The organism is Cutibacterium sp. LaCa_255, from assembly GCF_057458005.1.
The window spans coordinates 613,384-628,893 of sequence record NZ_CP190956.1; the positions used below are offsets into that span (position 1 = coordinate 613,384).

Below are 15,510 nucleotides of genomic sequence, written 5' to 3' on the forward strand. Positions count from 1 at the left end.
TTCTCAATTCGCCGGATGCTGCGCCTGCGGGAGCTGCGACATGAAGGGCAACTGGCCCAACTTGTCGGGGCGTGCCCGCAACCATTCCGAGAGCTGATCACGTCGGCGCACCAACTCGGGGCCTCCCTCGCCCCTGGCGATGCGGTGCTGCGCGAGCGCGGCTTCCGTGACAGCAGTGATGGTCCGTTCCTGACTGCGCTTCGCAGCCCTGCCGTGCTTGCCCGAATCAGCGAGCACGGCGCGACGCTTGCCCGGATCCGCGATCATGTCCGCTTCGGCGGGAGTCAGCAGGCCGGCCTCGACCATGAGCGGAAGCTGGGAGCGCACTGCCTCGGACTCCTTGCGACGGTTACGAGTCGTCATGACGACAGTGCCGATGAACACCGGGACGAAGAGCACCACGTAGATGAGGACCATCGCCGTCAACTGGCCGTTGACGCCCAGCCTCATGGCACTTGCCACCAGAGTCGGACCACCGTTCCACAGACCATGCATCAGGCAGGCGACGAGATAGCCCAGAACGACCCTCCAGAATCCGCCCTTGTTGCGCCAGGCCCACACGCCGACCGCCGTCGCGGTGGTGTAGAGCGGGTGGCCGAAGACACCGAACCCGGTGCGCACCAGGGCCATGACGACGATGTCGCCCGTCCCCTCAGCGGTCGCGAAATATCCCAAGTTCTCCACGAAGGCGAAGCCCAGGGCACACACCCCGGCGTAGAAGATGTGGTCGGTGAGAGAGGTGAGTTCCAGCTTGCGCAGTCCAGTGACGAGCAGCACGAAGACTGAGGCCTTGGCGAACTCCTCGACGAGTGGCGCGACGACGGCGGCGGTGCCGAATTCGCTGGCAGGAATGGCTGCCTCGACGAGCATGGAGAAGATGACGGCTGCTGACCCTCCCCAGATCAGTGCCATCACGGTGAGACGGGCGGGTTCTGGCTCCCACTTGTCGAGCCATCGGTAGCACAGCAGGCACACGATGAGGGCAGCAGTCGACGGGATCGCGCCGACGATGAAGTATGTGGGCGATCCGGCACCGATGACGGCCACCATGAGGAGGATGGTGATCGCTCCCAGAATGGTGATGACGATCGGCAGGATTCCGCCGCGTCGAACTGGTTTGGGGGCGAGTGGGTACTGCATGGGTGGGGTGCTCACGTCGACATGCTATGGGTTGGCAAGCCCGGGGGACCAGCGCAGAACACGAAGGCAGGCACGCTGTCGGTGTTACCACGTACCCTGTCTTGGTGATTTCTGGCGGATTGACCTCCCTTCTTTCCCGCGAGCCGGTGCTCTCCCATTCCGTGGAGGACGCTCTTACCCGGCGAACCCCCACTCTCGACCTGCAAGTGGCTCCGTCTGCCCGCCCGGCCGTGGCTGCTGTGCTCAGCCAGGCGCTCACTGGTTCCGGACGGTTGCCGGTGCTGCTGGTGACGAGCACCTTCCGGGAGGCCGAGGAGTCAGTGGCCACCTTGGAGACGTGGCTCGGTCCCGATGCCGTCTGCTACTACCCGTCCTGGGAGACCCTGCCTCATGAGCGGTTGAGTCCTCGCACCGACACCGTTGGTCGACGGATGGAGGTGCTGCGCCGATTGTGCGGCACAGAAGGAGAGGTGCCGCAGGTCGTCGTCGCCCCGGTGCGATCCCTGCTTCAGCCCCAGGTGGCCGGGCTGGGCCGCATCAAGCCCGTCCGTCTGGCTGTGGGGGAGGAGCACGATCTCACCGATCTGGCGGCAGAGCTCGTCAATGCCGCCTACAGCCGGGTCGACATGGTGGAACGCCGAGGCGAATTCGCGGTACGCGGCGGCATCGTCGATGTCTTCCCGCCGGTGCTGGAGCACCCGGTTCGTATCGATTTCTTCGGTGACGAGATCGAGGAGATGACCTCCTTCGCGGTGGCCGATCAGCGATCCACCGACGAAACCCACCAGGAGCTCATCTGCGCTCCGTGTCGTGAGCTCACCCTCACCGACGAGGTCCGATCCAGGGCCAGGACCCTGTTACCGGACCACCCCGAACTGGCGGACATGCTGGAACGAATCGCCGATGGTCAGGCTGTCGAGGGGATGGAAGCCCTCATGCCAGCCCTGGTCGACGAGATGGAGCTGCTCGTCGACGTCCTTCCCGAGCACGCCATGGTCATCCTCTCGGACCCCGAGATGGTGCGCTCCCGGGCAGCAGACCTGGTCCGCACCTCCGAAGAATTCCTGGGAGCCGGGTGGGCGGCTGCCGCCGGTGGTGGCCAGGCCCCGATCGACCTGGCGGCCTCGGGATACCGCAGCCTGTCCCACGTGAGGGCCCACTGTCTCGAGCGCGGCATGGCGTGGTGGTCGATGTCCTCCTTTGCCCTGGACGCCCCTGCCACGGATGCCCTTGCCGACGACGACGTCACGACCGCCCCGCGCACCGTCAACCCGCATCTGGAGGCCGTCGAACCGTGGCGCGGAGACGTGGAGGCGGCCGTCGAGGATCTCACCACCAGACTCGGTGAGGGCTGGACGGTCGTGCTGTGTGCCGAGGGTGAGGGCATCGCCAAGCGCATGGCGGAGCTGCTCGGTGAACATCACGTCGCGGCCAAGCTGGTCGACGAGGTCGACGCCGACATCACCGAGCCATGCGTCCAGGTCGTCCGGCTGCATCAGCGTCATGGTTTCGCCGCGGATTCCCTCAAACTGTTGGTGGCTTCCACCGGAGACCTCGCTGACTCCCAGGACCCAGTCGTCAGTGGCGAGCGGCGCATGCCCCGACGCCGTCGCAATCAGATCCAGCCGCTTGAGCTCAAGTCCGGCGACCTCGTCGTCCATGAGCAGCACGGTGTGGGCCGATACGTGGAGATGGTGCAGCGCACCGTGGGTGGGGCCACCCGCGAGTATCTCGTCATCGAGTACGCCCCCTCCAAGAAGGGTCAGCCCGGCGACCGTCTCTTCGTCCCCGTCAACTCTCTGGACCAGGTGACCCGCTATGTCGGTGGTGATGCTCCCAGTCTGGACCGGATGGGTGGCGCCGACTGGCGCAAGCGCAAGTCTCGTGCCCGCAAGGCAGTCCGTGAGATCGCCGCTGAACTCATCAAGCTCTATGCCGCCCGGCAGGCCACCAAGGGCCACGCCTTCGGCCCCGACACCGCCTGGCAGCGGGAGCTGGAGGACGCCTTCGCCTACGTCGAGACCCCTGATCAGCTCACCACCATCGCCGACGTCAAGCACGACATGGAACAGGTCGTCCCGATGGACCGTCTGGTCTGTGGCGACGTCGGTTACGGCAAGACCGAGATCGCAGTGAGAGCCGCTTTCAAGGCCGTTCAGGACGGCAAACAGGTGGCCGTGCTGGTGCCAACCACCCTTTTGGTGCAGCAGCACTTCCAGACGTTTACCGAGCGTTACGCCGGGTTCCCGGTCAAGGTCGCGGCTTTGTCCCGATTCCAGACCGACGCCGAGACCCGCGAGACCCTGGATGGCCTCAAGCGCGGCACGGTTGACGTCGTGGTTGGTACCCACCGCTTGCTCGCCAAGGAGGTTGAGTTCAAGGACCTCGGACTGGTCATCGTCGACGAGGAGCAGCGCTTCGGCGTCGAACACAAGGAAGCCCTCAAGCGCATGAGGGTCAACGTCGACGTCCTGGCGATGAGCGCCACCCCGATCCCGCGCACCTTGGAAATGGCCGTGACGGGCATCCGAGAAATGAGCACGATCGCCACGCCGCCGGAGGAACGTCACCCCGTCCTCACTTTCGCCGGCCCCTACGACGAGGGTCAGGTGGTCGCTGCCATCCGTCGCGAGTTGGCTCGCGAGGGTCAGGTTTTCTACATCCACAACCGAGTGCAGTCCATCGAGAAGACGGCCGCCAAGCTGCGCGAACTCGTGCCGGAGGCGCGAATCGTCACCGCCCACGGCCAGATGAACGAGAAGCAACTCGAACAGATCATGGTGGACTTCTGGGAGCGCCGCGCGGACGTGCTGGTCTGCACCACCATCGTCGAGTCGGGTATCGACATCTCCACGGCCAACACCCTGCTCATCGATCGCGCCGACCGTATGGGCCTGTCTCAGCTGCACCAGTTGCGCGGTCGTGTCGGTCGCTCCCGGGAGCGCGGCTACGCCTACTTCCTCTACCCGGCTGACAAGCCGCTCTCCCAGACCGCCCACGATCGATTGGCGACGATGGCCGCCCACACCGACCTGGGAGCCGGCATGGCCATCGCCATGAAGGATCTGGAGATCCGCGGTGCCGGAAACTTGCTGGGTGGCGAGCAGTCCGGTCACATCGCCGACGTCGGATTCGACCTCTACATCCGTCTGGTGGGTGACGCCGTCGCAGAGTTCCGTGGTGATGCCAGCGCCGCCGACGAACCCGAAATGCGCATCGAACTCCCGGTCGACGCCAACCTGCCCGTCGAGTACGTCGAGACCGAGAGGCTCCGCCTGGAGATGTACAAGAGGTTGGCCGAGGTGCGCAGCGACGAGGAGGTCGACGCCATCGCCGCCGAGCTCGTCGATCGCTACGGTCCGATGCCCGAGCCGGTACAGGCCCTCCTCGGGGTGGCTCGGTTCCGTCTCATGTGTCGCAGGGCAGGTATCCACGAGGTGGTCCCGTCGGGACGCAACATCCGGTTTTCCCCGGTCCATTTGCCGGAGTCGCGCGTGATGCGACTCAAGAGGCTGTATCCGGGGTCAGTGGTCAAGGAGACGGCTGGGCTTGTCATGGTTCCCAAACCGACTACCGCGCGGATCGGGGGGCAGTCTCTGGCAGGTCAGGAACTGCTCGATTGGGCTACCGGTCTCGTGGCCGGGGTGTTGGACACCAAAGACGGGGCTGTGCCACGTTCTTGACCAGTCGAGTTAGGGTATGCTGACATCGGAACACAAGATAAGTCCATGGTTTTCTCGAGGTTGAGATGATATAGAGATTATGCAGAATAAAATTGGACGAGTCATGTCTGCGGCTGTGATCGCCGGATGCGACTTGGGGTCGATTTCTGTGCCAGCGTTTGCTGAAGGTAGTTTCAAATCGCATCTCAGTAGCGTCAGAGTGGGGTTTGAAACGCGGTCTTGGCACGACAATGCAAACGATAATGCTAAAACGATTGTCTGGCACAATGGTAAGTGTTCCGCGAAATCCATCACTTGGGGCTTGCATGAGGATAGGTGGGTTCTTCCAGATATTGCAAGAGGGAATAAGGCGCTGCTGTGCAAGTATTCAGCTACTCACACGGGTTGGGGAATACAGCCTGCTGGTGACTATCACCTGACGGTGGAGGGGATTGATGGCGGCTCAGTGGTGTCGCTCCCCTCGATGACGATCAGCTATTGATGTTTCACGAGTGCTGAGTGCCATGAAACGCGCACTGCTGGAATCTGAAGTGACGATCGAAGGAGTTTATTTTTCCTATGGTCGACACGGTGAGATTTTCCATGGGTTCGACTGTGAGCTTCATAGCGGGAAAACTGTCCTTCTGGGTCCTAATGGTGCTGGGAAGTCGACGTTGTTTCGAATCATGGCAGGAATCCTTAAACCGTCTGCTGGACGGGTAATCCTGCCTGATTCCCCAGGACCCGTGTCGCCCTCACGGTCACAGGTCGCACTCATGCCCCAGGATGTACCACCGATACCCGGGCTCCGTGTCGATGAACAGGTGGCCTATTCCGGCTGGCTAGCGGGCCTGTCGCGTCGAGATGCGCAGAGTCGAGCCGTGGAGGTACTGGCAGCAGTCAATCTCTCTGACAAGGCGTCCTCGCGGGCCTCGCGCCTGTCAGGAGGACAGCTACGCCGTGTCGGTCTTGCTCAAGCTTTGGTGGTGAACCCGCAGGTTCTCCTGCTGGACGAGCCAACCGCAGGTCTCGACCCAGCCCAACGCCATTCCTTCCGAGAGGTTCTCAAGTCGGTGCCATCTGGAGACCAAGTCGTCGTCGTGTCAACCCATCTGGTCGATGACATCGAGGACCTTTACGACCGTGTGGTCGTCATGAATGAGGGTTGCGTCATCTTCGCAGGAACGCCCGATGAGTTCATCAATCTTTCGGAACCGGGTCCCAATCGCGCCGAACGCTCCTACCTTGGCCTCGTCGGATCGGAGCGGGCATGACCTGGTTGACGCGCATCCGGATCTCACCAGGCATCTGGTTGGCACCGGTCATGGCTCTCACCTCCATGACATACTTCGACGCTCCGGCCGCCCAGGGATACGCCCTCGCATCAGCCACCCGCGACGCCTACAGTCTTCTGCTTGTCGCTGCGCTCTCATGTGCTGCCGGCGCCTGGGAAGGTCATCGACTCCAAACGGGTGGGGTGCTATCCGGAGTAGCGCGTCGGTCTCGGTTCGCGATCATGGCAGCCCCATGGGCCTCTGCGGTGGTTGTTCCCACCGTCTTGGACGTAGTGATCTTCATCCGTGACGGGGCGTTCACCAGCATTGACGCCGTGCCCGTCATCGTGACGACCGTCGGCACTGTGTGGGTGTGGGCCTTGGCTGGAATGGCGGTCGGAGTCGCTGTGCGTCCCGCACTGTCGGTGCCGCTCAGTCTCACGGTTCCGGTCTTGTGGCTCATCATGCTTCCAGCCAGCGAAACCTTGTGGCTGCGACATTTGACCGGAGGCTGGCCCTCATGTTGCGGCGTCAACAGCACGCTGTCGTGGCGTGCCATTTTAGCGACGTGGACGGTGCTCGCCAGCGTGCTGGCGGCAAGTCTCCTCGTGTTGTGGACACGTGGTCGTGCCGTGGGTCCCGGTCCTCGTATGGTCGCCGGATTAGTGGCCGTTCTGGTCGCGAGTGGCCTGGTGGGTGGTGCCAGCATGGTTCGGGGGATGGGCCCCGATCCCATCGCGCCGCGAACCCATGGTTTGCACTGTGACGTGGTGGCCAAGGTAAAGGTCTGTGTGTGGCCCGAACATGAGCCTGCCGCGGCTAGGTTCAAGACCGTTGTGGCCACAGTGGTTCCGGTCTGGCGTCAGGCAGGCGTTACACTGCCCGAGGTCATCACCGAGGTCAGCCCCCCGGATTCCGCATCATCGCGTTCGCGTGATGGCCGAGACGCGTACATCTATCTTGGGCAACCATCCCCAGCTCCGGACGACCTGCTGGGGGCCTTGACGAGTGATCTTGCCACGGCACCATGTCTGGAACGGGAGAACGCCGAGATCCCGGCGTGGGCTACGGCCGACCAAGGGCGTTACCGAGCGTGGCTGCAGCTGTCGGGTGCACGGGCCTTGGGTCTATCGGAGAAGGACGTGAGGGATGGGAACATTCCCACAGACCAGTGGCACTGGGCGCAGAAAGTCCTTACGCAGCCTGCTGCCCAGCAGACGAAGGCGGTGAACATTGTTGCCACTAGGCTGTCCTCGTGCCGGTGAAGGTGGTTGGGCCAGTTCGGCGGTGAGGTGCCATGATTTGGTGGTGTAAAAACCGCGGCGTCGCAGTTGTGCTGGCGTGCTCGGTCAGTATGGCAGTCTTGGTGGTCCTCACCGGAAATTCGATTCGCGATATTCCGGTCATCTTCGGAGGGGTCGCACTGCGGGCACCACTGGTGTTCTTCGGGTCCCTTGTCGTCATTGTGGCTCACGGCTGGTCGGTGGCCAGGAATCCGGTCGAGTTGGAGTTGAGATCTCGGCGTCCGGTGCGTTGGGCTGATGTTGGGCTTATGGTTGCCGCAGCCCTGCCTCTGCTGGCCACCATCGTGTGTCCCGGCCTTATCGAGGTGGGTTTGGTGATCTTGCGCAATACCGTGATCGGTATGGGACTGACCCTCCTGTGTGCGCGTTTCATGTCGCGGGGGCTTGCCTCGATGCCTGCTGTGGGTATGTTCCTGATCGGAGTGCTAACGGGACGCGGATACGGCCACGAAGCGTGGTGGAACTGGGTTGTCAGCTCTAGCGCGAGTCCGGTGGGAGCGGCGTGGTTCCTCGGGTCCGTCATCGCCGGGTCGGCTGCCACACTCACGGGTCGGGCGCGGAAGCCGAGAGTCTCGTCGTAGGATGCTGCTGACAGGCTTCTTCGCCGTGCCGAGGGCGCGGCACCGAGTTCAGGAGGGTTGCCCCATGGCATTGTCGCGTCCCATGCCGATCCGCATGGTCGCTGTCGCAGTGACCGGATTCCTCGGTATAGCAGGGTTGTCCGGGTGCGCGAGCTCCCCCAACACCGCGGCCACGGTGGGGGGCACAACGGTGTCGATGAAGTCGATCGATGAGGCAGCGGATCACTGCTCGAAGTACATCAATCCCAGCACGGAGCTCACCCCTCGCCAGGTCATCTCCTCGACGGTCATTCGTGGTGCCGTCGCCCAGGAGGTCCTGGACAACCGCGGGGAGAAACTCTCCAATGCCCAGCGCGACCAGGTCATCGCCCGCAATGGCATGACGGCACTCACCTCCGACCCGGTCTGCCATGCGATGGTCCGTGACTTCGCAGGCCTGTTCCATCTGTTCGACCGCGAGGGTGAGAAGAAGGCCATGGCCGACCTGGCCGCGGTCGAGGTCAAGACGAATCCGCGGTTGGGCACCTGGGACGCCAAGAACCTTGCGGTCCACGGGAGTTCCTCGCTGTCGGACCCCTTCACCTCTCGCTCCTGATCCTGATGGCGTCGGACGACTCCCGACCGAGGGCTGATTTCTCCGACCTCGTCGCCGTCATGGCGAGGTTGCGCGACGAGTGCCCGTGGGATCGCAGCCAGACCCATCGCTCCCTCGTGACCTATTTGGTCGAGGAGACCGGAGAGGTCGTCGATGCCATTGAGGCCGGCACTGACGACGACCTCGTCGAGGAATTGGGCGACCTATTGCTCCAGGTGGTCTTTCACGCGCGCATCGCGGAGGAGGAGGGCGTCTTCAACATTGACGAGGTCGTCGGTGGGATCGTTGCCAAACTCGTGACCCGTCATCCTTATGTCTTCTCGGACGAGGACGTTCCCGAGGACCTCGACGCCGCATGGGAGGCGCGCAAGGCAGCGGCCAAGGGACGCACCTCCAGCCTCGATGGCATCGCGCACTCGCTGTCGAGCGTGGCCCGCAGCGCCAAGGTCATCTCACGGGCTCGCAACCGTGGCGTGGACGTCGAACTGCCTGAGGAACCCATCACCGCCGAGCAGACCGGAGATGAACTCCTGACCCTCATCGCCCGTGCCCAGGCTAGCGGCGTCGACGCTGACCAAGCTCTGCGCGACCAGTTGCGCAGGCTAGAGAGCGACATCCGGGACGCCGAGGGACACTGAACCATACGCAGTATTACCTGAGGGGAATTCCTTTGTGATGAGGAGAGGAGACCTCGATGGATCCGTGCAGCCTCCGCCCATCGAGGACCAGACGATCGTCGTGAGTATCGACGCCGCCCCCGAGATTACCTACACAATCGACATCGATCGACATCGCCAGGAAGGCCACCAAGACCTGATGGTCTCTTTCCGCCGAGCCTCACGTGGTGTTGAGGTTCCAACATCACTACCGTTGACCGAGAAACGGAAGAGGTGAACGATGCGACGAACCCTGACAACGATGCTCGTCGCCGTCGTCACCATGTCTGCACTGACCGGATGCAAGGGCAGCGACAATGACCCCGCTGGTCTGACCGAGGTCTCGGACGTGCCGGAAGCTCCTGCATCTACGGTGTCCCCGATCTCCTCGGGGCGAAAACCAACTCCGGAGGAGATCAATCCGAACGCCGATGCGGCGGCAACACCGCGCAGGGGAGGCATGAACAGATACCTGCCTGGCCTGACTGGGATCGTCAGTGATCGCGTCGTCACCGGGAACACCTCCCAGGCCATCACCGTCAAGGCCGGAACCGTCACCGACTACTACTTCCTGTGCGACACCACTGACGCTCAAATCACGGTGACCGAGAACGACGACTCGGCCAAGTCCACCTCGTGTCATGAGGGCTATGCCCATCTCAGCTACGGCAAGCGGACACAGAACGAGAAGATCGACCTGCTGATCGAGGCTCCTGCCGACGTCACCTACGAATTCGTCATCACCGAAAACCCTCTGACGGCCACGACGACAAGTGACGGGGCGCCCTGAAATACCGCTGGTTGGCAGGCTTCGATACGCTTTGGGGTGGACGCAAAGATCCTCTCTGAAAGGTTGGTCCATGGCAACCATCGAATTCATCGAAGCCCGTGAGATCCTCGACTCCCGCGGCAACCCGACCGTTGAGGTCGAGATGATCCTCGACGACGGCACCGAGGCCCGCGCTGCGGTTCCCTCCGGCGCGTCGACCGGTCAGTTCGAGGCCGTTGAGCTGCGCGACGGTGACAAGGAGCGCTACTCCGGCAAGGGCGTTCTCAAGGCTGTTGAGAACGTCAACGAGAAGATCGCCGAGGAGGTGCTCGGCTGCGACGCCAGCGAGCAGCGCATCATCGACCAGATCATGATCGAGCTCGACGGCTCTGACAACAAGGGCGAGCTGGGCGCCAACGCCATCCTCGGTGTCTCCCTGGCCGCCGCTCACGCTGCCGCTGACTCGGCCGACCTTCCTCTCTACCAGTACCTGGGCGGACCGAACTCCCACGTGCTCCCCGTTCCGATGATGAACATCCTCAACGGTGGCGCTCACGCCGACTCCGACGTCGACATCCAGGAGTTCATGATCGCTCCGATCGGCGCTGAGTCCTTCAAGCAGGCTTACGAGTGGGGCGCTGCCGTCTACCACTCCCTCAAGAAGGTCCTCAAGGACAAGGGTCTTGCCACCGGCCTGGGAGACGAGGGCGGCTTCGCCCCGAACCTGCCCAGCAACGCCGCTGCCCTGGACCTCATCCTCGACGCCATCAAGGCTGCCGGCTTCGAGCCCGGCAAGGACGTCGCCCTCGCTCTCGACGTCGCTGCTTCCGAGTTCTTCGAGGACGGCAAGTACAGCTTCGAGGGTCAGGCCAAGTCCTCCGCCGAGATGATCGAGTACTACGAGGGTCTCGTCGCCAAGTACCCGCTGGTCTCCATCGAGGATCCGCTGGACGAGGAGGACTGGGACGGCTGGGCCGAGTTCACCAAGAAGCTCGGCGACAAGATCCAGATCGTCGGCGACGACCTGTTCGTCACCAATCCGAAGCGCCTCGCCAAGGGCATCGAGACCAAGGCCGCCAACGCCCTGCTCGTCAAGGTCAACCAGATCGGCTCCCTCTCGGAGACCATCGACGCCGTCGAGCTGGCCCACCGTAACGGCTACCGCTGCATGATGTCGCACCGTTCCGGTGAGACCGAGGACACCACCATCGCCGATCTTGCCGTCGCCCTGTCGACCGGCCAGATCAAGTCCGGTGCCCCGGCCCGTGGCGAGCGCATCGCCAAGTACAACCAGTTGCTGCGCATCGAGGAGGAGCTGGGCGACTCCGCTGAGTACGCCGGCGCTTCTGCCTTCCCGCGTTTCAACGCCTGAGATCGACTGACGACGGCTCGGCCCGGCCCCCACGGGGCCGGGCCGAGCCATGTCTTGACCGGGCCAGCCACCGAAGACGCAAACGAGAATCATTCTAGGGTATCCTGTACGGGCTCACTAGGAAGGAGCTCTGATGCACCCCACTCGCACCCTCGGAGCGCTGTCGGCGGCCTTGGCCGCTGCGGTTCTCTTCGCCGGGGCACCCGCCGGTCATGCCGGACCCGACGACGGCAAGGTTGTCATGACCGAGGCCCACGTTGACGCCCCCAAGACGTACTGGGAGGACGGCCATTTCGTCCTCAAGAACGAGGCGCACATGAAGGCGGTCCCGCTCGACGGCACTGTCAACTGGATCGGCCGTGGCTACAGCACCCTGTTGCGCCCCGAGCAGAAGTTCATGTTCACCGTTCCCGATGACCCGGCCTTCGCGCCCTTGTCCGACCACGGCCGACGCTGGTACGCCGCCCCCCACATCGCCGGTGACCACAACACCCCGATCTGGGCCGGATTCGGCGCTGACGACAAGATTCCGGCCGACACCTTCCGTGACGGGTCCTTCTCGCTCGATGTCGTTGGGTTCTCCGGGCCCGGACGGATGGAGGCCTTCAACGCCTGGGACCACTCGTTGAATCGCCTGCTGTCGAGCCACGACCCCAGCTACCGGTCCGCCTACCTCACGCCTGGCAACCACACGCACAACGTCACCGCCTTCACCAAGCCCGGTCGCTACGTCGTCGACTACCGGACGACCGCTCGAGGTAAGGACGGACGTCTCATCGTCTCGAAGACCTCGACCCTGGTGTGGCAGGTCGGCGGTACTCGCCCGGCCGACAAGGCGACGACGCCGCTCGAGGACCGCTTCGCAGCAGCGCACTCGGGCAGGTCGAACACTCCGTACACATTCACGATGAAGCCGCACACCGGCCGTGACAAGCCCGCCGACGACCAGCTCACCGACCTCGTCTTTGACGCCGGTGACGCCGCCGCCGAGGGCACGGTGACCTTCTTCCTCGACGGGTTCCATCTGGCCGAGGTGCCGGTCCACGGAGGACGTGCCACCTGGAGCGAGATGATCGGTTCGGGAACCTCCAAGTTCCAGGCGGTCTTCGTGCCGGCCGCAGGGTCCACTGCTCCGCGGTGGGCCTCCAGCCAGCTCGCCTACCAGTTTGGTCAGAAATCCGCCTCGACGACGTCGGCCACGGGCCTGGATGCTCTGCCGACGCCCCACTCCCAGGATCCGGCGCCAGCCTTCGACCTCAAGGAGTACATGCCGACCAAGGCGGTGAAGTGGAGTGTCGACGTCACTCCCGGCAAGCCTGACGAGGACGGCGACAAGCCCTTCGTCACCCGGATCAAGCTCTCTGACCCCCGGTACCGGGCGAATATCGACGGCGGCTACTACGACGCGCCGGACGCGAAGTACTCGACCTGTCAGGTGTACGGGGTGGCCGACGAGCACGGCGAGTTGACGGTCTCGAACGATGGTGACGTCTGTGGCGGTTACTACCTCAAGTTCAAGATCGCTCCCCACGCCCTCGTCAAGGCCCCTGGAGGATCGATCGACGTCACCGTGCCGTTGCCGAAGGACTCGTTGACTCTGCATCGCAACGGTGAGCTCCACATGAGTGATGCGGGGGCGACCGCGGCTCCCACCGCGGCTTCCACGTCGGCCCCGACCGTGACCCCGACTCCGAGCCTTACTCCGGCTCCGGCACCCTCTGCGTCCACTTCTGCGTCCTCCTCGGTGCTCACCGCGCCGGTCCTGCTCGAGCATGGGCACGTCGACCTCAAGGCGACCTTTGACGGTGGTCGGCTTGGGGCGGTCGTGGGTGATGACACCCTCAGCCACGCCAAGCAGTCGGTGGACCGGTCCATCGGTTCGGTCGCCCTGGCGGTGCCCGACTCGGCTCGTCGACGCCGTCCGACGGCCGGGTTCATGGCCGACCCACGGTTCGACTTCCTCGGCAAGAAGGGCGGCCTCGTCCACATGCTGCCGCAGGTCAATGACAACGTCCACGTGTGGCCCGGGTGGTCGACGAACGCCTTGGCCGGCACCGGGGCGGGACCGGCGACCCTCAAGCTCGAGCCTGCCGTGCTTCCGGCCGGGGGTGCCTACGACGTCTTCACGGCCGATTCGCTGACCGGAAGTCTTGACCACCTCATCGATTCGCGGCACGGTCGAGTGTCCATGACGATCCCGGAACCGACCCACGCGCACGCCTCATGGGCGTTCAGCAAGCCGGGTGCCTACCTGCTCAAGGCGAGCTACACCAGCCGTGTGGGAGGCCACGAGGTCTCCAGTCGGCCCGAGTGCCTCACCTTCCTCGTGGGTGACGAGGCCATCGCCGCCCACCGCGCTGGTCGGACGCCGTCGTGCCCGGCGACTACCTCGCCTGGGCCGAGCGCGTCCAGTCCGGTCTCGCCCTCGGCTCCGTCCGTGACGGCCACGCATCCGGCCCCTGTGTCGTCTGCGACGCACTCTTCGGTTCCTGTGTCGTCCGTGACGGCGGCCGACCGGCCGATGGCCCCGACGAGTGCGCAGGGTGCGACTCACGGCATGCGTCTCGCACTTCCCCGCACTGGGGTCTGAGAGAACGCCGCACCTGTCGCAGCGGACCGCCCCGCCCCGTGAGGACACCTCCTCGGGGCGGGGGCGGTTGGTTGTCGCCCGTATCGGCTGGTGTGCGTCATGATGGAGGCGATGGCGGGCCTTCCTGGCTCCCGGTACCCGGTCCCGAAGCACAGGGGCGGGTGCGCAGGAGCGCGACGTCGAGCCCCCTCGTGGCGCAGCGCATCGCCAAGTACAACCGGTTGCTGCGCATCGAGAAGAAGCTGGGTGACCCTGCCGAGTCCGCCGGCGCTACTACCGTCCCGTGTTTTAGGCCTGATTGACGTCACAAGGTGCTGATCCCGGCACCTGACATGATACGACCGCCCGGTGTTTCCGGGGCGGTCGTGTCATGATGGACCACGATGGCCAGCACACCGAGCAACCGAAATCGCCCGTCCGGACGGTCCCAGCGACCGGACGGAGGACGGACGCGCTCATCCTCCCCGAACCGTTCCGGCCCGAGGAACCGTGGTTACTACGAGCGCACAACCCGCACGGAGCCGCCGCGAAACCACGCTCCCAAGGATGAGGAACCTCGTCGATTCGGTCTGACGCTGCGGGCAGTCGTCATGGGAGCTGCGGTCCTGCTGGTGCTCGTCATGATCACGCCCAGTCTGGGGATTTTCTTCTCCCAGCGCTCCCAGATCTCCCGCATCCAGGACGACGAGGCCGAAGCACGTGCCTCCATCTCGACGCTCCAGGACGAGGTCAGGAGGTGGCACGATCCCGACTATGTACGCGCACAGGCGCGAGCTCAACTCGGTTGGGTGATGCCGGGAGAGACCGGCTACCAGGTCATCGCGGAGAACGGCAAGGTCATCGGATCGACGACCTCACTGGACGAGAAGGACCCCGCGACCGAGGCCAGCGCTGATGTCCACTGGTGGAGGCAAGCCGCCGAATCGATCCAGGACGTTGACCATCCCGCACCGCCCACCGCCACCCCGAGAGCGATGATCACACCTACTCCCTCGGTGAAGCCGTCCTCCCCGAGCCCCTCCCATCGATGAGGTGACCATGCTTGAAGAATTCACCGAGGACGACCGCCAGGCCGTTCGGGACCAGCTTGGTCGCGAGCCACGAGGCGTCGCTGGCGTGGCCTGGCGATGTGGCTGCGGGAAGCCCGCGGTCATTGCGACCGAGCCCAGGCTGCCCAATGGCACTCCCTTCCCGACGACCTACTACCTGACCTGCCCCCGTGCAGCCTCCCTCATCGGCACCCTCGAGTCCTCCGGACTGATGGCCCGGATGACCGAACGACTTGGTGAGGACGAGGGACTCGCCGAGCAGTACCGACGCGCCCACCAGGCCTACCTTGCCGACCGCACTCGGATTGGTGAGGAGGCCGGTCTGGACCCCGTCTCTGAGATCGATGGGGTCTCTGCCGGCGGCATGCCGACCCGCGTCAAGTGCCTGCATGCCCTGGCTGGGCACGCCCTGGCTGCCGGCCCAGGCGTCAACCCCTTTGGTGACGAAGTCGTCGAGGAGCTGGGAGAGTTCTGGTGCAACCCATGCTCGCCCGAACACCACGACCCGGAGTGACAGG

The 15,510-nt window shown here is 64.3% G+C and carries 14 protein-coding genes; 13 read left to right on the forward strand and 1 reads right to left on the reverse strand.

Annotated features, from left to right (window positions below):
• Window positions 1-3 precede the first annotated feature (3 nt).
• Entirely contained in the window at window positions 4-1,140 is a 1,137-nt protein-coding gene (locus ACP8ML_RS02765) for a PrsW family intramembrane metalloprotease (protein WP_117188749.1), read from the reverse strand.
• 26 nt (window positions 1,141-1,166) lie between these two features.
• Here ACP8ML_RS02765 and mfd point away from each other — a divergent pair, with 26 nt between their 5' ends.
• The 13 genes from mfd (at window position 1,167) to ACP8ML_RS02830 (ending at window position 15,506) form a co-directional block, all read left to right on the forward strand.
• A complete protein-coding gene (gene mfd, locus ACP8ML_RS02770) occupies window positions 1,167-4,823 on the forward strand; it encodes a transcription-repair coupling factor (protein ID WP_171048601.1) in 3,657 nt (1,218 codons plus the stop codon).
• Between the two features lie 103 nt (window positions 4,824-4,926).
• Window positions 4,927-5,304: a hypothetical protein gene (locus ACP8ML_RS02775; RefSeq protein WP_117188745.1), complete on the forward strand. Its 378-nt coding sequence runs from the start codon at window positions 4,927-4,929 to the stop codon at window positions 5,302-5,304.
• Window positions 5,305-5,353: 49 nt separating this feature from the next.
• On the forward strand, window positions 5,354-6,076 hold the full coding sequence (locus tag ACP8ML_RS02780) for an ATP-binding cassette domain-containing protein (RefSeq protein ID WP_117188980.1): 723 nt from the start codon (window positions 5,354-5,356) through the stop codon (window positions 6,074-6,076).
• Window positions 6,073-7,341, forward strand: coding sequence for a DUF7224 domain-containing protein (locus ACP8ML_RS02785; RefSeq protein WP_117188743.1), 1,269 nt, complete (start codon window positions 6,073-6,075; stop codon window positions 7,339-7,341). Before ACP8ML_RS02780 ends, ACP8ML_RS02785 begins: the two co-directional genes overlap by 4 nt.
• 89 nt (window positions 7,342-7,430) lie before the next feature.
• Window positions 7,431-7,961: a hypothetical protein gene (locus ACP8ML_RS02790; protein WP_249361243.1), complete on the forward strand. Its 531-nt coding sequence runs from the start codon at window positions 7,431-7,433 to the stop codon at window positions 7,959-7,961.
• A 64-nt stretch (window positions 7,962-8,025) separates the two neighbouring features.
• Entirely contained in the window at window positions 8,026-8,556 is a 531-nt protein-coding gene (locus ACP8ML_RS02795) for a hypothetical protein (RefSeq protein ID WP_117188739.1), read from the forward strand.
• Window positions 8,557-8,561: 5 nt separating this feature from the next.
• Window positions 8,562-9,194: a nucleoside triphosphate pyrophosphohydrolase gene (locus ACP8ML_RS02800; RefSeq protein ID WP_016667112.1), complete on the forward strand. Its 633-nt coding sequence runs from the start codon at window positions 8,562-8,564 to the stop codon at window positions 9,192-9,194.
• Window positions 9,195-9,453: 259 nt separating this feature from the next.
• On the forward strand, window positions 9,454-10,002 hold the full coding sequence (locus ACP8ML_RS02805) for a hypothetical protein (protein ID WP_069101761.1): 549 nt from the start codon (window positions 9,454-9,456) through the stop codon (window positions 10,000-10,002).
• 70 nt (window positions 10,003-10,072) lie between these two features.
• The gene (gene eno / locus ACP8ML_RS02810; RefSeq protein ID WP_004810888.1) at window positions 10,073-11,353 is read left to right on the forward strand and encodes a phosphopyruvate hydratase; all 1,281 of its coding nucleotides are present in this window, start codon (window positions 10,073-10,075) and stop codon (window positions 11,351-11,353) included.
• Window positions 11,354-11,486: 133 nt separating this feature from the next.
• Window positions 11,487-13,943 (forward strand): choice-of-anchor M domain-containing protein, encoded by a 2,457-nt coding sequence (locus tag ACP8ML_RS02815; RefSeq protein ID WP_117188735.1) that lies wholly within the window; start codon window positions 11,487-11,489, stop codon window positions 13,941-13,943.
• 161 nt (window positions 13,944-14,104) lie between these two features.
• Window positions 14,105-14,245: a hypothetical protein gene (locus tag ACP8ML_RS02820; RefSeq protein ID WP_256998377.1), complete on the forward strand. Its 141-nt coding sequence runs from the start codon at window positions 14,105-14,107 to the stop codon at window positions 14,243-14,245.
• 288 nt (window positions 14,246-14,533) lie between these two features.
• Window positions 14,534-14,974 (forward strand): FtsB family cell division protein, encoded by a 441-nt coding sequence (locus tag ACP8ML_RS02825; RefSeq protein ID WP_065673647.1) that lies wholly within the window; start codon window positions 14,534-14,536, stop codon window positions 14,972-14,974.
• Between the two features lie 7 nt (window positions 14,975-14,981).
• Complete coding sequence (locus tag ACP8ML_RS02830; protein WP_063279929.1) at window positions 14,982-15,506, forward strand: DUF501 domain-containing protein; 525 nt, start codon at window positions 14,982-14,984, stop codon at window positions 15,504-15,506.
• Window positions 15,507-15,510: the final 4 nt, after the last annotated feature.